At 64.1% G+C, this 21339-nt stretch carries 17 protein-coding genes and 1 pseudogene; 8 read left to right on the forward strand and 10 right to left on the reverse strand.

Annotated elements, in window-relative coordinates; translation table 11 throughout:
- Positions 1-4: 4 nt before the first annotated feature.
- On the reverse strand, positions 5-982 hold the full coding sequence (locus DYST_RS21595; protein WP_239948274.1) for an NAD-dependent epimerase/dehydratase family protein: 978 nt from the start codon (positions 980-982) through the stop codon (positions 5-7).
- A 91-nt stretch (positions 983-1073) separates the two neighbouring features.
- Between DYST_RS21595 and DYST_RS21600 the strand changes: the two genes are divergently transcribed.
- Positions 1074-1967: a LysR family transcriptional regulator gene (locus tag DYST_RS21600; protein ID WP_239948276.1), complete on the forward strand. Its 894-nt coding sequence runs from the start codon at positions 1074-1076 to the stop codon at positions 1965-1967.
- On the opposite strand, the gene DYST_RS21605 is transcribed toward DYST_RS21600, so the two are convergent.
- A complete protein-coding gene (locus DYST_RS21605) occupies positions 1952-2461 on the reverse strand; it encodes a mismatch-specific DNA-glycosylase (protein ID WP_239948278.1) in 510 nt (169 codons plus the stop codon). The two genes, DYST_RS21600 and DYST_RS21605, sit on opposite strands and share 16 nt — an antisense overlap.
- A gap of 181 nt (positions 2462-2642) precedes the next feature.
- Between DYST_RS21605 and rng the strand changes: the two genes are divergently transcribed.
- The gene (gene rng / locus DYST_RS21610; protein WP_239948286.1) at positions 2643-4130 is read left to right on the forward strand and encodes a ribonuclease G; all 1488 of its coding nucleotides are present in this window, start codon (positions 2643-2645) and stop codon (positions 4128-4130) included.
- Positions 4131-4168: 38 nt separating this feature from the next.
- Positions 4169-8077, forward strand: a complete 3909-nt coding sequence (locus tag DYST_RS21615; protein ID WP_239948288.1) for a YhdP family protein — start codon at positions 4169-4171, stop codon at positions 8075-8077.
- A 49-nt stretch (positions 8078-8126) separates the two neighbouring features.
- On the opposite strand, the gene DYST_RS21620 is transcribed toward DYST_RS21615, so the two are convergent.
- Positions 8127-9308 carry a sterol desaturase family protein gene (locus tag DYST_RS21620; protein WP_239948290.1) on the reverse strand — a complete coding sequence of 394 codons (1182 nt, stop codon included), beginning with the start codon at positions 9306-9308 and terminating at the stop codon, positions 8127-8129.
- Positions 9309-9475: 167 nt separating this feature from the next.
- On the opposite strand from DYST_RS21620, the gene tldD reads away from it, so the two are divergent.
- From tldD to DYST_RS21635, 3 genes are all read left to right on the forward strand, one after another.
- Positions 9476-10915, forward strand: a complete 1440-nt coding sequence (gene tldD, locus DYST_RS21625; RefSeq protein WP_239948291.1) for a metalloprotease TldD — start codon at positions 9476-9478, stop codon at positions 10913-10915.
- A gap of 98 nt (positions 10916-11013) precedes the next feature.
- Positions 11014-12189, forward strand: a complete 1176-nt coding sequence (locus DYST_RS21630; protein ID WP_239948300.1) for a DUF4034 domain-containing protein — start codon at positions 11014-11016, stop codon at positions 12187-12189.
- A 114-nt stretch (positions 12190-12303) separates the two neighbouring features.
- Positions 12304-13722, forward strand: coding sequence for a YeiH family protein (locus DYST_RS21635; protein WP_239948302.1), 1419 nt, complete (start codon positions 12304-12306; stop codon positions 13720-13722).
- A gap of 246 nt (positions 13723-13968) precedes the next feature.
- Here the strand turns inward: DYST_RS21635 and yjgA are convergent.
- Positions 13969-14554: pseudogene (yjgA, locus tag DYST_RS21640) on the reverse strand (ribosome biogenesis factor YjgA).
- A gap of 28 nt (positions 14555-14582) precedes the next feature.
- Positions 14583-14831: a DUF1653 domain-containing protein gene (locus tag DYST_RS21645; RefSeq protein WP_102303905.1), complete on the reverse strand. Its 249-nt coding sequence runs from the start codon at positions 14829-14831 to the stop codon at positions 14583-14585.
- A gap of 371 nt (positions 14832-15202) precedes the next feature.
- Between DYST_RS21645 and pmbA the strand changes: the two genes are divergently transcribed.
- Positions 15203-16555 (forward strand): metalloprotease PmbA, encoded by a 1353-nt coding sequence (gene pmbA / locus DYST_RS21650; RefSeq protein WP_239948304.1) that lies wholly within the window; start codon positions 15203-15205, stop codon positions 16553-16555.
- Between the two features lie 99 nt (positions 16556-16654).
- Entirely contained in the window at positions 16655-17092 is a 438-nt protein-coding gene (locus DYST_RS21655) for a DUF4870 domain-containing protein (RefSeq protein ID WP_239948305.1), read from the forward strand.
- 43 nt (positions 17093-17135) lie between these two features.
- Here DYST_RS21655 and DYST_RS21660 read toward each other — a convergent pair whose 3' ends face one another.
- From DYST_RS21660 to DYST_RS21680, 5 genes are all read right to left on the reverse strand, one after another.
- Positions 17136-17885 carry a hypothetical protein gene (locus DYST_RS21660; RefSeq protein ID WP_199179012.1) on the reverse strand — a complete coding sequence of 250 codons (750 nt, stop codon included), beginning with the start codon at positions 17883-17885 and terminating at the stop codon, positions 17136-17138.
- Positions 17886-17998: 113 nt separating this feature from the next.
- Positions 17999-18898 (reverse strand): polyprenyl synthetase family protein, encoded by a 900-nt coding sequence (locus tag DYST_RS21665; RefSeq protein WP_102303909.1) that lies wholly within the window; start codon positions 18896-18898, stop codon positions 17999-18001.
- Complete coding sequence (locus DYST_RS21670; protein ID WP_102303910.1) at positions 18882-19133, reverse strand: exodeoxyribonuclease VII small subunit; 252 nt, start codon at positions 19131-19133, stop codon at positions 18882-18884. The genes DYST_RS21665 and DYST_RS21670 overlap by 17 nt, the downstream gene beginning before the upstream one ends.
- A gap of 70 nt (positions 19134-19203) precedes the next feature.
- Positions 19204-20487 (reverse strand): tRNA lysidine(34) synthetase TilS, encoded by a 1284-nt coding sequence (gene tilS, locus DYST_RS21675; RefSeq protein ID WP_239948307.1) that lies wholly within the window; start codon positions 20485-20487, stop codon positions 19204-19206.
- Positions 20480-21235, reverse strand: coding sequence for an NYN domain-containing protein (locus DYST_RS21680; RefSeq protein ID WP_102303911.1), 756 nt, complete (start codon positions 21233-21235; stop codon positions 20480-20482). Before DYST_RS21680 ends, tilS begins: the two co-directional genes overlap by 8 nt.
- Positions 21236-21339 lie beyond the last annotated feature (104 nt).

The following is a 21339-nucleotide window of genomic DNA, read 5'->3' on the forward strand; positions in this document are numbered from 1 at the left end:
GGCGTCACGCATGCGCCACAGCGTTGGCTGCTGACGCGGGCATGCAGCCAGCGCCGGTCAGCGCAGCGGATATCGCCTGATCGACCGGCGTGTACAGATCGGTGCCGAGGAATGCCTTGAGTTTCTTGTCGTCCAGTTGGACGGGGCCTCGCCACAGGTAGCGCATCTTGCACAGCTCGCGCAGCGTTTCATTGAAGGGCGAAGCGAGTCGCGCCAACCACCAAGGAAAGCGGCCGGCCTTGAGGCTGGCATTGCCGGTGGCACGGCGCAGAGAGGCGAGCATGGCGTGTCCGTCCAGCCAGTGGCCGCCGAAGTGGAAACGTTCGAAGCGAGACAGTTCGTTCTCGCGGTCTAGCAGGCGCACCATCACTTCGGCCACATCCGGCAGATAGGCCCAGCTGTGGCCAATGCCGTAGTCGCCAGGGTAGGCCATACGCGTGATGGGTTTGCCTGCTTGCATCAGTCCCTGTGCAAACCAGTTGTTGCCGGCGCTCGGGCCAAAGAAATCGCCACAGCGCAATACGAGCACCCGGCCGCCGGCATTCGCCGCTGCCTGCAGGCGATGTTCCATCTCCGCGCGGATCTCGCCCTTGCGCGTGGCCGGATGTTGCGGCGAGTCCTCGCGCAAAAGCGGGAAGGCGTCGGGGCCGTAGTTGTAGACCGTGCCGGGTAGCACGATGCGAGCGCCGCTGGCGCGGGCTGCGGCGATGGTGTTGTCCAGCATGGGTAGCACCAGACGTTCCCAGCCACGGTAGCCCGGCGGATTCACCGCGTGGACAATCACGTCGACGCCGGCTGCGGCCTCAAGCACATCGGCGCGCTGCATGGCGTCACCGATCCGCCAGTCGATGCCTTGCTTCGCATCAGGTGCCTTACGCACGAGTGCGCGCACTTGCCAGCCATGCCGCAGCAGGGCCAGGCAGGTTTCCTGTCCGATGCCGCCATTGGCGCCAATCACCAGAGCCGTACGTTGGGTTTGCATGACGGAATCCTCGTTGGGAACAACACCAGCTTGCGGTTGGTGTGGATAAAAGAAAATTGCCCAATAGCGAAGATCTGCTATACAAATATGCATGGCTAACATCGAACCCGGTTGGGAGCTCTACCGCTCGTTTCTCGCCGTCATGCGGGAGGGCAGCCTGTCCGGTGCTGCCCGCGCATTGGCCATGACCCAGCCCAGTCTTGGCCGTCATATGCGCGAGCTGGAATCCCTGCTCGGCGCTCCGTTGTTTACCCGTACCCCGCAAGGGCTGGTGCCGACCGAGCTGGCACACGAGCTGGAACCCCATGCCCAGGCCATGGCGTCGGCGTCGGCGGTGCTGCGACGTGTCGCTTCGGCAGGGCACGCCGAGCTAAGCGGTACCGTCCGGGTCACCGCAAGCGAGGTGATCGGTGCCGAAGTGCTGCCTCCGATCCTGACGGAGTTCCGCGAACGGCATCCGGGCATCGTGGTTGAGCTGGTGCTGTCGAACCAGTCGGCCGACCTGCTACGGCGCGACGCCGACATCGCGGTCCGCATGGTTCAGCCCACCCAGGAGGCACTGGTTGCCCGGCGCGTGGGAAAGGTCGAACTGGGCATGTTTGCCCACCGCCGCTATCTGGATGCGCACGGATACCCGCAGGCGCTCAATGCGCTCGGCGGCCATGCACTGATCGGCTTCGATACAGAAACGCCCTACATCCGCCGCCTGCGCCCAGCAGGGCTGCCTTATGCGCGCGAACACTTCGCTTTGCGCACGGACAGTGATTTGGCGGCGCTGGCGGCCATACGCGCAGGCTTTGGCATCGGCATCGCCCAGGTGAATCTCGCGCGGCGTGATCCCCTGCTGGTTCGTCTATTTCCGGCTGAGCTCGCGCTGTGGCTGGAGACCTGGATGGTCATGCACGAGGACCTGCGCGCCAGCTTGCGCGTGCGCCGCCTGTTCGATCATCTGGCGACAGCGCTGGAGGCTTACGTGCGCTCTTGAGCCGAACGCATCAGGGCGGCGAGTGCCTGCCAGGGGGCGAGGTCCCAGTGCCCGCGGGCCTGCCCGGATGGCGATGGCAGCACGAACAGCTGTGTCTGCCCGAAGCGTTCCGTTTGTGGGCCGTAGTTGACGGCATGCCCCAGTGCGGCGCGCGCGGCGGCCTTGCTGGTGAACGCCAGCACCCGCGGGGCGTGGTGCTCGATGCGTTGGCGCAGCGCCACGACATCGAAGGCGTCGCGCGGAAGCTCGTCGTCGTTGCCCATGTGATGCTTGGCCAGATCGGTCAGGCCGATGCCCAGGGCGGGCAGCAGGGGGAACTCCGCCGGCGCGAATAGCCGCGGGGTGAGCTCCACGGCATGCAGGGCGCGCCAGAACAGGTTGCCCGGGTGCGCGTAGTAGGCGCCTTCCTCGGCGGAACGACGGCCGGCAGCGGTGCCACAGAAGACCAGGGCGAGGCCGGGTTGGAGCAGGTCGGGCAGGATCGGGGCGGGCATCGTTCCGCAGCATACCGAGCCATCTCGTGCCCACCTAATCAAACACTCGTCGGTACACGAAATCCCCTTATTTGCGGGATAGTTGGCGTCGTTACCGATCTTCTGCAAAACAGATACGCGCGCGCATCGACAGTGTGCGCATCATGCCGCTATAAAGATCGCCCACGCATGGGAGCACCTGGTGAGCGAAGAAATCCTGATCAACGTGACCCCACGCGAAACACGCGTCGGCGTGGTCGAGAATGGCATGTTGCAGGAGGTGCACGTCGAGCGGGCCTCCCGCCGTGGTTACGTGGGCAACGTCTACAAGGGGCGCGTGCAGCGGGTGATGCCGGGCATGCAGGCGGTATTCGTCGACATTGGGCTGGAGCGGGCAGCTTTCCTGCACGCCTCCGACATCGTGCGTCCGACGCTGCCGGCCACCGGGGATGGCGCCGAGGTGAGTGGCGGTGGCAACGGCCATACGCCGTCGATTAGTGAACTGGTCCACGAGGGGCAAGAAATTGTGGTGCAGGTGGTGAAGGACCCGATCGGCACCAAGGGCGCCCGGCTTTCCACCCATCTGTCCATTCCATCGCGCTACCTGGTGCTGCTGCCGCATGCGCGCACACTGGGCATTTCTGCTCGCATCGAGGAAGAAGCCGAGCGGCAGCGTCTGAAAGACGTGCTGAACTCGCTGATCGGAGAGAACCCGTTGGGCTACATCGTCCGCACCAATGCGGAAGGGCAGACCGCCGAATCGTTGGCCTTCGACGTCACTTACCTTGGCAAGGTGTGGCGCGTGGTGCAGGAGAACATCGTCAAGGCCAAGGTGGGCGAGCGCGTCTACGAGGAGCTCTCGCTGCCGTTGCGCAGCCTGCGCGACATGCTCAACGAGGACATCGAGAAGGTGCGCGTGGATTCGCGCGAGACCTTCGAGAAGGTCGTCAAGTTCGTGCACAAGTTCATGCCTCAGCTGGACGACCGCGTCGAGCACTATTCCGGCGAGCGGCCGATCTTCGACCTCTACGGGGTGGAAGACGAAGTCCAGCGCGCGCTGAAGAAGGAAGTGCCGCTCAAGTCGGGTGGCTACCTCATCGTCGACCAGACCGAGGCGATGACCACCATCGACGTCAATACCGGCGGCTATGTCGGTACGCGAAATCTGGAGGAAACCGTTTATCGGACGAACCTGGAGGCTGCGCAGGCGGCGGCACGCCAGCTCCGGCTACGCAACCTGGGCGGCATCATCATCATCGACTTCATCGACATGACGGACGAGGAACACCGGCGGCAGGTGCTGCGCATGCTCGAAAAGGGCTTGCTGCGCGATCACGCCAAGACCACGGTCTATCCCATGTCGGCGCTGGGCCTGGTGGAAATGACGCGCAAGCGAACCACCGAAAGCCTGGAGCGCCAGCTGTGCGAGCCATGCCCGGCGTGCAGCGGGCGGGGCACGCTCAAGACTGCTGAAACGGTGACCTACGAGATCTTCCGCGAGATCACCCGCGCCGTGCGCCAGTTCAATACCGAAAAATTACTGGTGATGGCGAGCCCGAACGTGGTCGGCCGCATCCTGGAGGAAGAGTCCGTCGCGGTGGCCGAATTGGAAGAGTTCATCTCCAAAAGCATACGCTTTCAGGCTGAGGAGCATTATTCGCAGGAACAGTTCGATGTGGTTCTGCTGTAAGGCGCGGTGGATGCCGTGCAGCGCGTCGTGAGCCAGCCGTGACCATCTGGTTGAAACGCACCCATTTCTGCGCCCGGGCCTTGGCCTGGGTCGCTGGCGTGTCCTTGATTTCACTGGCCGTGCTGATGGGACTTGCCCAGATGCTGCTGCCGCTGCTGGCGCGCCACCCTGAATGGGTCGAAGCGCAACTGTCCGCCAAGCTGCATCGCCCGGTGACCTTCCAGTCGATGGACGGGCGCTGGCAGCCGTCGGGTCCGTTGTTCCTGATCCGCGGCATGACGATCGGATCAGGTGATGGCGGCGCCTCGCTCCAGATCCCCGAGGCGGAAATCAAGCTGGACCCAGGCGGTTGGCTACTGCCTTCGCGGCATGTAGTGAACCTGCACGCCCGTGGCCTGCAGTTCGACATCAGCCGTGACGCCGATGGCACCTGGCATATCAACGGTATCGGCCTGGCCGGTGGCGCGGAGCGGCAGAAGCCGGGCTTCAGTCAGTTGTCGGTTGGCCTGTCTCTGAGTGATACGCGCCTGGACATCACCGACAACCGCATCAACCGACACTTCACGCTGCTGGCTGATCAGTTGCAGCTAAGCCGACAGGGCAGCCGCATCCGCGTGGGCGCGCTGCTGCGTCGCGAAGATGCGCCCGGCCAGGTGCGTGGCGCAGGCAATTTCAGCGACGACGGCGCCGATGGCAAGCTGTGGATCAGCGGCAGCAACCTGGATCTGCATGCCATGTCGACGGGCATCGATATGGCCGGCTATACGGCCGATGGCGGTAGCGGTTCTTTCGAGAGCTGGCTCGACTGGCGTGATGCCCGCGTGGTGCGCAGCTTGACGCGCTTCCATCTTCGCGACCTGAAACTGGGCAACCCGGATGGCGCCAGCGCCAGTACGGATGCGCTCGATGGGTTGGCCGAAGTGGCGATTGGCAAAGACAGCTATACCGTGCGCTGGGCGGCGGACGATGGCGGCGCCGCCGTTATCGCGCTGAAATCCTTGGGAACCGACCAGGCCAGCGTCGAGGTGGCCGCACGCCAGTTACAGCTCGCGCCGCTGGTGCCCTGGCTGGCGCTCAAGCCCCAGATGTCACCCGGGCTGTCGCAATGGATCGGTGGTGGTAAGCCCCGCGGTCAGCTCACCCAGGCCAACCTGGCCTGGAGTCATGCCGAAGGGATGCGCTCGCTCTACGCGGCATTCGACAACGTCGCTATCAATCCTGTGGGTAAGCTGCCGGGTATCGATGGCATTCATGGCGAGCTGCGTGGCGATGCACAGGCGGTGGCGGTGTCTCTGCCGGCACAAGCCACCGTCCTACGTTTCCCGCACACATTCCGCGAGCCGTTCGTGATGTCCAATCTGGGTGGCGACGTAGCCTTTTGGCAGGACGACGATGCCTTGCACATCGGCACCGACGCCCTGGATTTCGAAGGCGCAGGCTTCGGTGGGCAGGCACGTGGCGAGGTGGCATTGCCAAATGCCGGTGGCCGCCCCTTCATGGATCTCTACGCCACGCTTTCCCCCACCGACATAGTGGCCGCCAAGATGTTCTGGCCAGTCGATTCGATGTCGCCCGCCGCCGTGCAATGGCTGGACCAGGCCCTGATCGCCGGCAAGATAGATCATGCCGATGTGCTCGTGCGCGGTGACCTGAAAGACTGGCCGTTCCACCAGAACGAAGGCCGCTTCGAGGCTCGCGCCGAGATCAATGGCCTGGAGCTCGACTACGGACGCGACTGGCCGCACGCAGAGAACGTCAACGCCGTCGCCAACTTCATCAACGGCGGTATGTTCGTCGAGGTGAGTCAGGCGGAGTCGCTGGGCAATAAGGTCGATCGTGCAGTCGCGCTAATCCCGGAACTGGGCCATACCGTACTCGACCTCAATGTCAGTGGCAGCGGCACCGGCGCGAGCATGATCGACTTCGTGCAGCGCAGCCCCATCGGCATGCATCACACGGACACCCTATCCAAGCTGAAACTAGGCGGCACGGGCGCTTTCGACTTCCACCTGTCCCTGCCGGTGGCTGACGCAAGCAATCTCATCCTCAATGGCAGGGCGCAGCTGAAAGGCGTGGATTTCAACGCGCCGGAATGGAACCTCAGCCTCGACAAGCTGACGGGTCCCGCAACGTTCGACAAGGCGGGATTCCATGCGGGCCCGCTCGATACCAGTTTTCGAGGACAGCCTGCGAAGCTCGATCTCGCCATCGCGGGTGCAACCGGTCAGCCCAGTGCGGTGCTGTCGGCCAAGCTGGCCGGCCGCTTCAGCATGGCCGAGCTAACGCAGGGCTACAAACAGCTCGATTGGCTCAATCAGGTGGCAACCGGGCGCAGCGATTTCACCGTTGGCTTCAATATCCTCAACACCCCAGGTTCGGCCGCCGTCACGCAACAGCTCAGTGTGGATTCCATGCTCAGCGGCATGGCCTTGGATTTCCCTGCACCGTTGAAAAAGCCAGCAGATGACGCCTTACCGCTTCATCTGGACATGAACCTGCCCATGCAGGGCAGTGACCTGCAGTTGAGCATGGGGCAGGTAGTGCGCGCGCGCATGCGCCTTCCGCAGAACGACAGTCAATCGCTCGCAGCGACCTTCGCCTTCGGCACCAAGGCACCGGACTCCGTGCCCGACAAGGGTATTCGTATCCGCGGGCGGCCCGCCAAGCTGGATGTGACGGGGTGGACCCAGTACGCCGCAGCGGGAGGCAGCAGCAACGGTCCCGGCCTGGAAAGTATCGACGTAAACGCTGAGCAGGCGATGGTGTTTGGCCATCCGTTTGCGAGCATGCATCTGCTCGCCAGCTCGCAGCCCGATGGGCTAGTGGTGGACGTCGACAGCGCCGGGTTGGCCGGCCGCTTCAACGTGCCGCTCGCCGATCTTGGGCGGCGCGGCGTTACCGCGCGCCTGCAGAGGCTGTACTGGCCCAAGGACACCGCGGCGCCCAAGAAGGGCGATGCCGGTGCCGCAGAGGCGGTGACGGGGCAGGGCACGGCCACGCCAACGCCGGCGAATGCCACTGTGCCGGCCGCCAATCCCGCCGCGACGGGCATTACGCCTTCGGCGCTTCCACCGTTCCATCTTTGGGTGAGCGACCTGCGTTTCGGTGATTCCAAGCTCGGCGATGCACGACTGGAAACCTGGCCGACGGATCGCGGCATGCATATCGACCAACTACGCACTTTGTCGCGTGGCGTGCAGATCAACGGGGTTGGCGACTGGAATGGCACGGCGGGCGACAGCCATTCGCACATGCGCATCGATTTCGCTGCCGACAATATGGGCGACATGCTGGGTGCGTTCGGCTATGACGGGCTGCTTGCCGGCGGCAAGGTGCGCGCTCAGCTCGACGCGACCTGGCCCGGTGCGCCGTCCGCCATGGAGCTAGGCACCATGGACGGCAAGCTAAGCATCAACATTACCGACGGCCGCATGCCTGAAGTGGGTCCGGGTGTGGCGCGCCTGTTTGGCCTCGTGTCGGTGCTTGAGTTGCCGCGTCGCCTGTCGTTCGATTTCGGCGACGTGTTTGGCAAGGGGCTCGCCTTCGACGCTATCGCTGGCGACTTCAAGCTGGGTGACGGCAACGCCAACACCGACAATCTGCAGATCCGCAGCCCGGCGGCGGAGATTTCGATCAAGGGCCGCACGGGCGTTCGCGCCAAGGATTACGACCTGCAGGTGCAGGCCATTCCACACGCCGGCAACAGCCTGCCAGTGGTGGGTGCGTTCGTGGGTGGCCCCATCGGTATCGCGGCCGGCTTCGTCGCGCAGGGTCTGTTGGGGCACGGCATCAACCGTGCGGCCAGCGCGCACTACAAGATCAGCGGCAGCTGGGACAAGCCCGTGATCACCGCGCTCGAGAAGAAGGACGAGTCCGTCACGCCGACGTTATTGCCGAATGCGGATCCGTCAGCCGCGCCAGCCCCGGCGAGCAGCAGCGCACGGTGATTTTGTTGCGTCGTAGGAGCGCACACGTGCGCTCTTACGACTACTCGTTTCAGGCGGCCGGATCGCGCGGCTTGGTGCTTCCACGAAACGGGAACAGCTGCTGGCGCACGAAACCATCCGGCATGTAGTCACCCACAACGCCGTAGTGCTCAGGGGATTTCTTGGTCGACTTCACCGCTGTGCCGAACACGTAATCGAGAAAGGCGTAGTGCGCGGCGTAGTTCTTGTCGATGGCTTCGTCGTCGGACGCGTGATGCCAGTGGTGGAAGTTCGGCGTCACGATGAGGAACTTCAGCGGGCCCCACGGCAGGTGCACGTTGGCGTGGTTGAACACCGCCTGGAAGCCCACCACGATGATGTAGGCGTTCATCACGCCCTCGCTGAAACCGAGGATGTAGAGCGGTGCCAGCACGGCCACGCGCGTGAAGATCAGCTCAAGCATGTGCTGGCGCGAACCGGCCAGCCAGTCCATCGTTTTCACCGAATGATGCACGGCGTGGAAGCGCCACAGGAACGGCACCTCGTGATAGGCGCGATGCGTCCAGTACTGCGCCAGGTCGGCGACGAGAATGCACAGCAGCAATTGCGGCACGAACGGAAGATGCTTCACGTATTGCTGGAAATCGCTGCTGACCAGCCATCCAAACAGATGGTGCAGCAGGAAGTTCACCACCAGCAGCGCCAGGCCGACAATGAAGTGGTTCACCGCGAAATGCTTGAGGTCGGTCTGCCATTCCTTGCGGAACAGCGTCTGGCCCTTGTAGAGCGGAAACAGCTTTTCGATCACCACGAAAATCAGCGTCGAGCCGAGCAGATCAAGGATGAACCAGTCGAGGCCGATGTACGGCGTGTGATCCGGGAAATTCCCCACCGGCACGCGTGAGCCGCCTAGCGCCGTCGCCACGATCACCAGCGCGAACGCCACCATGCTCAGTTGCCGCGCACGGCCAAGAATGATGTTCGCCAGCGACATGCCGCCGGAGACGAGCAGGGCGGCCAGGAGCAACTGGCGAAGCAGGTCGACTGAGTACCTGTGGCGCAGGTCCGGCGTGGTCAGGTATTGGGGAAAGTGGAAAGCCAGCACGCCGAGCAGGCACAAGAAGCCCAGCGACAGGGCGATCACGCTGCTGATCTTGCCCATGCCCGGCTTGAGCTCGCCGTCCCTGTGCAGCAGCTCTCGGGTTTCCTCGATCGGGGCCTTGATGGCACGGTCGAGGACCTTGTTGGCCATCGGTTGCCGGGGGGGTATCGCTCATACGTGATCCTTCACATGCTCGTCATAGATACGGCCTGCATCGTACCTGTTGGGGCGGGGCAGCTCCATGCGACGGTCTTTAAACCCCCGTCCGGCGGCCCCAACTTGGTAAAGTCCTCTTTTCTGCAAACGGCACCGACTTCATGGATTCCCTGATCGCGCAGGCAGAACGTCGCCTGCTGTCGCCGGGCGGCTTGGCCGCCACCGACCTCGACCGCGTCTTCAATCAGCTGATGGGTCCCTCCATCGACGCCGCCGACCTGTATTTCCAGCACTCCCGTAGTGAGTCCTGGGTGCTGGAGGAGGGCATCGTCAAGGACGGCAGCCATTCCATCGAGCAGGGCGTGGGCGTACGTGCGATCAGCGGCGAGAAGACTGGTTTCGCCTATTCCGACGAGATCGTGCTGCCCCAGCTGCTGGAGGCCTCCAAGGCGGCCCGCGCCATCGCCCAGGGCGGCAACGGTGCAGGCAAGCCGCTGGCCTTGAACGGTGCGCGCCAGCTGTATCCGGCCATCGACCCGGTCGAGAGCCTGCCCAACCCCGACAAGATCGCCTTGTTGCGCGAAGTGGACGCTTACGCACGCTCCCGCGATCCACGCGTGAAGCAAGTCATCGTGAGCTTGGCTGCCACCATGGATACCGTGCTGGTGGCTGCCTCCGACGGCACGCTGGCCGCCGACGTGCGCCCGCTGGTTCGCCTGAACGTCGCCGTGATCGTGGAGCACAACGGCCGACGCGAGCAGAGCCACGTGGGCGGCGGCGGCCGCTATGGCTACCGCGAGCTGCTCGAGAACGGCCGCGCCATGGCCTTCGCCGATGAAGCGGTGCGCCAAGCCTTGGTAAACCTGGAAGCGGTCGATGCGCCAGCCGGCAGCATGCCAGTGGTCCTTGGCCCCGGCTGGCCGGGTGTGCTGTTGCACGAAGCCATTGGCCACGGCCTGGAAGGTGATTTCAACCGCAAGGGCAGCTCGGCCTTCGCCGGCCGCATCGGTCAGCGCGTGGCCGCGCCGGGCGTCACCGTGGTGGACGATGGCACGCTGCCGGGCCGCCGTGGCTCGCTCAGCGTGGACGACGAGGGCACGCCCACCGAGTGCACCACACTCATTGAGGACGGCATCCTCAAGGGCTACATGCAGGACAAGCTCAATGCTCGTCTGATGGGCATGGCGCCCACCGGCAACGGCCGCCGCGAATCCTTCGCACAGCTGCCGATGCCGCGCATGACCAACACCTACATGCTCGCCGGCCAGCACGACCCGCAAGAAATCATCCGCTCAGTGAAGAAGGGCCTGTACGCCGTGAACTTCGGCGGCGGCCAGGTGGACATCACCAACGGCAAGTTCGTGTTCTCCGCCAGTGAGGCTTACCTGATCGAAGACGGTAAGGTCACCCGCCCCGTGAAGGGTGCCACCTTGATCGGCTCCGGTCCCGATGTGCTCACCCGCGTCTCCATGATCGGCAACGACCTCGCCCTCGACGAAGGCGTGGGCGTCTGCGGCAAGGACGGCCAGAGCGTGCCGGTGGGTGTGGGCCAACCGACGCTGAAGGTGGATGCGATGACGGTGGGTGGCACGGCTTCCTGAACCTGGTCGGCCCACTTTCGTCGCCGGCCAGCTCTGTGTGAAGATCTTGATGGAACCACAGGAATGGTCCGTCACGTCATCTCATGGAAGGAGGAAGGATGCGCTCGCGTATTCGTGGGTTGGTCGCCGTCACGTGCATTGCCCTGGGTTGGTCAGTGGGTGTTGCTGTTGCCACTGAGCAACAGCCACCAATGGATCAAGATTCGCTCAACCCCTTCACTACGGAAGAAGTGGTCGCCTTCCTGCAGGCGGCCGCGAAAGCGGACACGATTGCGGATCCGCTGCAGCGTTGCCTGCAGTTTCCCAATCCGCCTCGTAGTCATTGGAAAGCGCAAAGCGTCGAAGCCTATTGCACGTATCGCTTCCAGCCGACGCTGAGTTTTCACGAGTTCAAATCGCTGATCGAGTCCGGAAAGGCCGCCGAAATCGATCAGCGTTTGAGCGACTGGGCTGGGGACCCGAAGCATCATCCGGAATCGTTCTGGCATTTCCTCAGCGATACGTTCAGGCGGGAAACCGGCGTCTCGCGACGCCTGCTTGAAAGCTGGAAGCAGCAGTGTCCGCAAAGTGCATACGCGCATGCTGCCAGTGGCTATAGCTTTCTCATCGCTGCCTGGAACGCACGCGGCGCTGCGTCCGCCTCGGACACCCAGGATTCGAATTTTGCAGATATGAATCGGATACTGCCGAGGGCAGAAGGTGATCTGCGCATGGCGGCCAGGCTCGATCCAGCGCTGGTTCTCCCTTCCGCCGCGATGATAAAGGCTGGCATGCTCGTATCCGATCAGGCGCTGATGAACGAGGCTGTGCATGATGGGTTGCGCGTCGGCAAAGGCAGCCTGCCGCTATACAGCGCTATGTCGTTGGCGGTCGCGCCGCGCTGGGGTGGGTCCGTCGAGGCACAGGACGAGTTGCTAAAGGCTATCGACGCGGAAATGCCCTCGCATCCGTTGTTGCATACAGTGCGCACCTCGATCCTGGTGGATCAATCGGATCTTTTCGCCTGCGATTGCCGCTCCGTCTTGGAGCAAGCGGCTTATCGCAAGGCCTTCGATGATGTCGGGGCGTATCGAGAACTTTTTTTTGCTGGCAGTAATGCCCTGGACCATGGTCAGAACGAGATAGCGGTGGTCTACCTCACGGAGGCGTTCCGGTTTGATCCCAAGGATCAAGGAGTGCAGGCGGCCAGGAGCAAGGCGTTGGCGTCATTCTCACGGCTCTTGGCGATGCCTCAAGCAGATGGGCAGCCTGGCAAAGAGTCGCCATATCCATAGAACGAAAACTCATTTCGCTTTTGCCCTGGCGTACCAGACATTGTCAGCTAAGGGCCTCTCATTGGCCGCCCGGCCGTCCAGACGTCCGGATCCATCTCGGCGAGGGGCAAGGCGATGAGTGACGCGACACAGGTTTTGCCGGGCAAGGCCCGGGGCCAGGCGGCAGGCGCACGCTCCGTGCGCTGGGGCGTGTTCTCCAACGAAGACTGGTGGTCGGTATGGATCGGCCTGCTGGTGATCGTGGTGGCATGGGCTTTGTTCGCCAACGGCAGCAGTCTTAAATGGCTGGCGGTGGCGCCGGCGAAGTGGAAGACACTCGCTGACGCATGGCAGGGCATTGCGTCGCACTGGCCGAATTACCTCGCTCTCTTCGCTGCGTTTACGCTGCTGTTCGGTACCGGCCTCGCTGTGCTCGGGCATTCGTTGTCGCGTTTCCTGCCGGCATTTCTAGTGCTGTTCGTGGTGTCGTTGCTGATCTTTACGGTGTCGGCGTGGACAGAGGCGTCGCGCTACAACCTCGAAGCGCCATTGCTTGCATTGGCACTGGGGCTGCTGGTGTCGAACACCGTGCAGTTGCCGGAATGGTTCCAGTCGGGATTGCGCGTGGAGTTCTATATCAAAGTGGGCATCGTGCTGCTGGGCGCGACGCTGCCGTTGACCTTGCTGTTCTGGGCGGGACCGGTGGCTGTGGGCCAGGCGACCATCGTGTCGCTTGCCACGTTCTTCAGCATCTTTTTCGTAGGCAAGGCGTTAGGTCTCGATAGGCGCTTCGCGGCCGTACTCGGCGTCGGTGGTGCGGTGTGCGGCGTTTCCGCGGCGATCGCCAGTGGCGGCGCAGTGCGCGCGCGGCGCGAGGATACGTCGGTAGCGATCACGCTGGTGGTGGTGTGGGCCATCGTGATGATCTTCGTGCTGCCGTTTGTGTCGCGGGCATTGGGCCTGTCCACGGCTGTGGCTGGCGCATGGATCGGCACATCCGAGTTCGCGGATGCCGCGGGCGTCGCCGCAGCGCAGGCTTATGGCGATGCGGCACGCAATGCGGGTGGTGCCATTGCAGGCGCCCCCGATGCTGCCGTGCAGGCGTTCACCCTGATGAAGGTGGTGGGGCGTGATATCTGGATCGGCATCTGGGCATTCGTGTTGGCCTGGGTGGCAACCACACGCTGGAATACCTCGGAAACCGGCGTGCAGGCGAAAGCTGACGCGCGCGAGATCTGGGCGCGCTTTCCGAAGTTCGTATTCGGTTTCGTGCTCGCGTCTGCATTGGTGACGTGGATCGCCAGCCACTACTCGCTGGCCGATTACCGCAAGGTAGTGACGCCGGATCTGGTTGCGCCGATCAGTACGTTGCGCACGTGGGCCTTCACGTTTTGCTTCCTGAGCATCGGGCTTACCACGCGCCTACGCTCCTTGGCGGCCACGGGCTGGCGCCCTCTGTTGGCGTTCACGGCGGGCGTGGTGGTGAACGTGATCATCGGCTACGTGCTGTCGGTGCACGTGTTTGCCGATTATTGGAACGGATTAGGCGGGTGACCGCCGTCGCTACGCTGGATGCGCGCTGTGAGCGCTGTCGCTTCCGTCGTGATGATCCGCGGGTGACGGAACAGCGCCTGCCAGGGCTGACGTCATTCGGCTCGGCTTATGGGGCGAGCATCGGGGCAAGTGCGTTGTGCGAGGTGCACGATTGCTTCGTGTCGCCGGGAGATACGTGCGTGCAGTTTCTTCCGAACGACGATTGAGGGGAGTTGGGTCGCGCACGCGTGCGCGACCCACGAGAACTCAGTCTTCGTTCTCTTCCGCGCCGTCGATGTCACCTTCGTCATCGATGATCTCGTCGGTGACGGCGCCGCTCGCCAGATCCTTGAGCAGCTGATAGATCTCGCGATACGCACGCGGTGGCTTGTTGCCATCCTTTTCGATCTTTGCCTGGCGCACCAGGGAGCGCAGGTGCTGGCGATCGACGCCCGGATACTGCGCAATCACGTCGCTCATCGCGTTGTCCGGGTCGGTCAGCAAGCGATCGCGCAGGGCCTCCAGCCGATGCATCGCGGCCGTCTCCTGGCGCTGGAGGTCGCGGTTCTCGCCCAGCGCGGCGCGCACGCCGTCAAATACGCTGGTGTCGTGGCGGCGCATCACCTTGGCTGAGAAAGGCGAGCTGGCGCTTGCGTGCAATGTGCGCGGTGATGCGGCGCGTATTGGCAATTTCGCGCTCCACGTCTTCCGGCAATTCCAGCTTGGCCAGTTTGCTCGGGGGTAGCTCGAGCAATTGAACGGCCAGCGCCAGCACGGCCAGCGCGTCGCGGCGTTGCTGGGTGCGGGTGGGGCCGTAGTCGTGGTCGGGGTCGTCGGTATAGGTGCGTGGCACGGATGTCTTCCAGCAGTGGATACGGTGTTCAGGGCGTTGCGACGACGCCGTCGAGCAGATCGGGTTCGGCTTGTTCCAGCGCGAAGCGGAGGATGGGCTCGCCATCCAGTTCCACGGTTTCGCAGAACATCACGGCGGGGCGCACCCACAGGCCGTACTCGCCATAGAGCGCCTGGTAGACCACGACCTCTTCCATCGTCTCGCTGTGCCGGGCGGTGCCCAGGACGCGGTAACGCTGGCCTTTGTAGTGGCGGTAGATGCCGGCTGTCAGTGCCATAGCTTGGCTCCGTGACGCTCTTTGCTTTCGGGGACGCGCCCCCATTTTGGGATGCTGCGCGGTAGGACCGCGTATTCTACCCGTTCCTGGAGTCTGGTTCGTGCCTTCCTGTGGCCCGCGTTTGCCGCCCAAACCCCTGCGTGAGTGTTCCGTGGCGCAGCGCCTGACTGGCCGTCAGGTCAAGCCGCGGGGCGCTCACGCAGGGGTTTCGGCGGCAAACCCTTCGGGCCGGGTCTGTTTGCCTGCCAGCCTTCGTCATCTCTCAGTCGTGTATTGACATACACTCCCTCGCTCTTCCTTGACTGGCGCGCAAACAGCTCCCGGCGCGGGTCACAGGAAGGCACGAACCAGACTCTAGTGCAGGAATCCTTGTGACCCAGCTGAGCCCGACCCAAGACCGCAGCAATGACGAACTCGAGCGCCTGGCCCAGTTGGCGGAGGACGTGATTCGCCGGGCCCGCGCCGCTGGTGCCAGCCAGGCCGAGGTCGCCGCCAGCATCGACACGGGCCTGAATGTGAACGTGCGTTTGGGCGAAGTGGAGACGGTGGAGCACACGCGGGACCGCGGGTTCGGGCTCACTGTGTATTTCGGCCAGCGCAAGGGCTCGGCCAGCACGGCCGACCTTAACCCTGATTCGATCCAGGCCACGCTGGAACAGGCCTGCGCCATCGCCCGCTTCACCGAGGAGGATCCAGCCGCGGGCCTGGCCGACGCTTCGCGTATGGCCACCCAGTTCCCCGATCTGGACCTGTGGCACCCGTGGCGCATCGAGACCGACGAAGCCATCGAGCTGGGCAAGCAGATCGAGGATGCCGGGCGCGCCCATGCAGGCATCACCAATTCTGATGGCGCCAGCGTGCAGGTGGGCGAGAGTCTGGCCGTGTATGCCAACTCGCACGGTTTCCTGGGTCGCGAGCGCGGCACGCGCCATTCCCTATCGCTTGCGCTTATCGCCGGTGACGACGACGGCATGCAGCGCGATTACTGGTACGACAGCGTGCGTTCGGCGGGCGACTTCATCAGCGCGCAGACGCTGGGTGACAAGGCCGCAGAGCGGACGCTGGCGCGCATGGGTGCACGCAAGCTCACTACACGCCAGTGCCCGGTGCTGTTCACGCCGGATGTGGCGCGCGGGCTCATCGGCCACCTGCTCGGCGCGGTCAGCGGCGGTGCGCTCTACCGGCGCGCCAGCTTCCTGTTGGACCACGCGGGGCAGCAAATCATGCCGTCCTGGATGACCATCGTGGAGCGCCCCTTCATCATGCGCGGACAGGGCTCCGGCTCGTTCGATGCGGAAGGTGTGGCCACCCGGGACAGCGCGCTGATCGAGAACGGTGTGCTCGCCCGCTACGTGCTGGGCAGCTACTCGGCGCGCAAGCTCGGGCTGGAGTCCACCGGTAATGCGGGCGGCATTCACAACCTGATCGTCGAGCCGGGCCAGGATGACTTCCAGGGCTTGCTCAAGCGCATGGGCACCGGGCTGGTGGTAACGGAAGTCATGGGGCAGGGCGTGTCCACCATCACGGGCGACTACTCGCGCGGCGCTGCCGGTTTTTGGGTGGAAAACGGCCAGATCGCCTATCCGGTGGAAGAAATCACCATCGCGGCCAACCTGCGCGACATGTACGCCAACATCGTAGCGGTGGGTTCGGACGTGGATCACCGTTCGCATCTGCTGACCGGCTCCATTCTGCTGGAGCAGATGACCATCGCCGGTGAGTGACTACCTGCACCAGTAAATCGGGCGGACAGTTGCTCAGGATCGGAGCCGTCAGCGGGGGCTGGCACAGAAAAAACAGGCTCACGACCAGGAGAAGTGCGCATGAGCGTCCCACCCGAGTCCGTCGTACCGCCGCCGTCGAACGGTCCTACCGCACCGTCCGATCTCCCTTCTGCCCAGGAACGCCAGTGGGCGATGTTTGCCCACCTGTCCGCCCTGTTGGGTCTCATCCTCACCGGGCACTGGCTCGGCTGGGGCTGTTTCCTGGGGCCGCTGATCATCTGGCTGGTGAAGAAGGATTCCATGCCCTTCGTGGATGATCAGGCGAAGGAGGCGCTGAACTTCAACATCACTGTTGCGATCGTGTTCTTCGCGCTATTCGTGCTCACTCTGATCACGCTAGGGCTGGGTGTGTTGATTGCCGTGCCCGTGGGTGGGATCGTCGGCATCGCCTGGTTGGTGTTCGTCATCATCGCGGCCATTCGCGCGAATGAAGGCGTGCGCTATCGCTACCCGTACACCTTGCGACTGATCGGCTAGATAGCCTCTATGAAAAGGCGGCCCACGGGCCGCCTTTTTCACCTCAGTGGAGCCCCACGTAGGTGCGTTTGAAGGTCACCGGTTGTTCCAGCGAGGGCACCTTCCATGCACCTGTGACGACCATCTGCGCAGCATTGGGCGTCATCGCCCAGGTCTGGTCGAGCTGGGTGCCGTCGGCGTAGCGGATATTCACCGTCAGCTGGCCGTTCTCCACGTGGCCGCGCACCATGGCGTTGCCGTTGAGTGTCTGTCGTGCCACGCCGTCCAGTTTGCCGGTGAGTTGGTCGCCGTTGTCCAGGCGGATCTGGAAGGTCTTCTCGTCCTGCTGCACGAGCAGCACGGAGTCGGCTTTCAGTGTGGGTGGCATCGGATAGGTGGCCGTCGCGATCGGGTCCTTATCGCTGCCGCTGGTCGGCTTGCTGCTGTTGTCGCCATGACGGCCGTGTCCGCCACCGCCCATGCCGCCACCACCGTGGCCGCCCATACCCCCACCTCCCATGCCTCCACCACCGCCCATGCCACCGTGACGGCCACCGTTGCCGCTGGTGGCAGGAGTAGGGCTGGACGACGATGAGGCGGGCGTAGTGGCCTGCTGGCTGGCCAGTTCCTTGCGTGCTTCTAGACGCATTGCGGCGGTCAGGGCATCGGACGTATCGCTGTTGCGATCATCCAGACGCCAGGCGCCAGTGAAGTCGGTGTTCTGGGCAGCGATGGCCGTGCCGGCGAGCAGCAGTGCTGCGATGACGCCGGCGAGGCCAGCACGCGCGTGACGTGCGAAACGAAATAAGGGCATGGCAGTCGGAACGGTGAGGGGCGTGACCCTTTGGAAACGTTCCAGTGCAGTCGTTGTTGACGCGTCGTCAGTGAGGCGTAAGCGTCAAAGGGGAGCAGGCGCCTGCTAGGGCTCTACTTCAGCCGCGCTGCGGCGTAGTGCGCCAGCTCTTCCAGCAGCACGCGACCTTGGCCAAAGGGGGCGATAGCATCCAGGGCCTCCCGCGTGAGGTGTTCAAGATGTTCGCGGGACGCATCCATGCCGATGATGGACGGGAAGGTAGGTTTGTCTGCCGCCGCGTCCTTGCCCGCCGTCTTGCCGAGCACCGCCGATTCGCCTTCGACGTCCAGAATGTCGTCACGCACCTGGAACGCCAGGCCCACGGCGTGGCCGTAGCGGTCCAGCGCCGCGAGCTCCTCGGTGGTCGCGCCGGCGGCGAGGCCACCGAGTTGCACGGCGGCACGGATCAGCGCGCCGGTCTTGCAGGCATGCATGAATTCCAGCTCGGCGAGCGTGAGCTTGCGGCCCACGGCAGCCAAGTCCAGCGCCTGCCCGCCGGCCATGCCATCGGCACCGCAGGCGCGACCCAGTACACGCAGCATTTCCACACAGCGCACGGGCGACACGCCCGCGTCCACGTCGTGGGCCAACAATTCGAACGCCAGGGCCTGTAGCGCATCGCCAGCGAGGATCGCCATGGCTTCGCCAAAGACGATATGGCAGGTGGGTCGGCCGCGACGCATGGCGTCGTCGTCCATGGAGGGCAGGTCGTCATGCACCAGCGAGTAGGCGTGGATCAACTCCACGGCCACGGCAGGAGCGTCCAGACTCGACCCCACTTCCCCGAGCGCATGGCCGGCGGCGTAGACCAGCAGCGGGCGCAAGCGCTTGCCGCCGCCAAGCACCGCGTAACGCATCGCCTGGTGGAGTTCCACGGGGGCGGTGTCGGCGGGGGGGAGCGAGCTGACAAGCGCCTCTTCAGCGCGGGCGATCAGCGACTTGAGCTGAATACCAAGCTCAGAGCTGGGGTTCAAAGGGTTCGGCAGTGTCTGGGGCATCGGGGTCGAGCAGCATTCGTACGCGTAACTCGGCATTTTCCAATGCCTGCTGGCAATGGCGATAGAGGCCGATGCCGCGCTCGAAAGAGGACAGGGATTCGTCCAGGCTCAACTCGCCCCCTTCCATACGCGCAACCAGCTGTTCGAGTTCGTCCAGCGAGTGTTCGAAATCGGCGGCGGGAGCGACGGGAGCGGATGCAGACTTGGCCATGGCCCGCAAAACTAGCGCAGGGGCCGTGCGGAATCAATCCGCGAAGGTGGCTGTTGCAGCAATAAGGTGGTCACCATGCGGCTTGCCAGCGAGGTTTGGCGCCAGCCAGCAGCGCTATGCCCCGCTCGGTAAGCCAGCGATCACCTACGCCGATGAGTTCGTCCCCCACGAACAGCAGGGGGCAAGCCACCCGCCGCCACGGGGGCATGCCGCTTTGCTGGAACAGGTCGCGCAACTCGCGGGTATGTGCGTCCCCTGCAGGGCGCAGGCGTTCGCCTCCTCGGCGCAGGCGCACGGTCAGCGCGCTGTCCAGCCGTGTCGGAGGGTCGAGCAACAGGCTTCCGCCGTCTGGCAGGGCCAACGGTTCACCGTGCCAGTCTGCCTGCCATTGCGGGTCCACCCCATGCTGAGGTGGAAGCGCCCATAGCCGGTTTTTCCAGACATGCACTTCGGCACCGGGCCAGCGGATACAGGGCAACTGGCCATCGCGTGCCACACACTGGCGCTCGATCTGCTCACGTTGTGCGGTGGTGGGCGCGGTGAGTCCGCGTGAGTGCAGCCAGTCGTCGAGCAGGGGGTGACGCAAGGCCGGTGTGAGTGAGAGCCAGCCGACGGCGTCGAGGCTGCCGCTGGATGGGTCGAGCAGGTGGGACTGTGCCGCGCGCCACTGGCGCTCCAGCGCCTCGCTGGCGGAGCGGTGGAGTCGAGCGCTATGGATGATCGAATCCACCGCTTGTGGCCAATGCTGACTCAGGCGCGGCAGAATTTCGTGGCGAAGGAAATTCCGCGAAAGGCGCGCATCACGGTTCGAAGGATCGTCGATACAGGGAAGTGCGTGCTGCTCCACGTAACGGCGCAGGACATCGCGAGGCGTATCCAGCAGGGGGCGCCAGAGCAGCCCGTCACCGAGGCGTCGCGTTGCGCGCATGCCGCCAAGGCCTTCGGGGCCGGCGCCGCGTAGCAGCTTCAGCAGCACGGTTTCCGCCTGATCGTCGCGGTGATGCGCCAGCACCAGTCGCTCGCCTTTCTGCAGCGATGCGGCGAACGCGCGGTAGCGCGCATCGCGCGCCGCGGCCTCCAGGCCGTAGCCGCGCGCATGGTCGACATCCACCCGCAGCACCAGGCACGACACGCCCCATTCGCCAGCGAGCTGCCGGCAGTGCTCAGCCCATGCGTGGCTATCGGTATGCAGCCCATGATCGATGTGCAGCGCTCGCAGTCCCTGTGCCTGCGGCAGCTGCGCCAGTGCATGCAACAACGCGGTGGAATCCGGGCCGCCGCTATAGGCGACGCATAGAGGGCCGGCCGGGTGCGCGTGCAGCGCGTCGCGCAGGATGTGGTTCAGTTCATTCACGGGCGGTGGCTTTCTTGCTCTTGTTGCGCACGTAGATCACCTTGGGGCGACCTTCGCCGGCATTGCGGCGATCCATCTCGAACAGCGTAGTGGCGGTGATCAGTTCGCTGAGCTTGTTGTAGCCATAGCTGCGCGCGTCGAAGTTGGGGCGCTGCTTGGTGACGATGGAGCCGACCCCGCTCAGGGTAGCCCAGCCGTCGTCGTCCGATGCCGCATCTACCGCGTTGCGCAGCAGGTTCACCAGGCTGGAATCCTGCTTGAGTTGTGCGGCAGTGCGCGGCTTGAGCGGCTGCTCCTCGTCAGGCTTGGCGACCAGGATATCGGTGTAGATGAACTTGTCGCAGGCAGCGACGAACGGGTCGGGTGTCTTACGCTCGCCGAAGCCGTAGACGATCAGGCCAGACTCGCGGATGCGCGCAGCCAGTCGGGTGAAGTCGCTGTCGCTGGAGACGATGCAGAAACCATCGAAGCGGCCGGAGTACAGCAGATCCATCGCGTCGATGATCATGGCCGAGTCGGTGGCGTTCTTGCCGCTGGTGTAGCCGAACTGCTGGATGGGCTGGATCGACTGCGTGAGCAGTTGTTCCTTCCAACCCTTGAGGTGATTGGACGTCCAATCACCATAGGCTCGCTTCACGTGCGCCGTACCGTACTTGGCAACTTCGGCGAGCAACGCCTCGGAGATGGTCGGCTGCGCGTTGTCCGCGTCGATAAGAACGGCGAGTTTGGTGGCGTGTTCGCTGGCCATGAACGCATTTCCGGACGATGGTGCCCGGATGGTAGGTCAGGAAGACAGGGCAGTGAGTGAAGAGGGAGCTGCGTCGGGATATGGTCTTCTCGCCGCGCACCCCT

This window comes from Dyella terrae (assembly GCF_022394535.1).
Taxonomy (GTDB): domain Bacteria; phylum Pseudomonadota; class Gammaproteobacteria; order Xanthomonadales; family Rhodanobacteraceae; genus Dyella.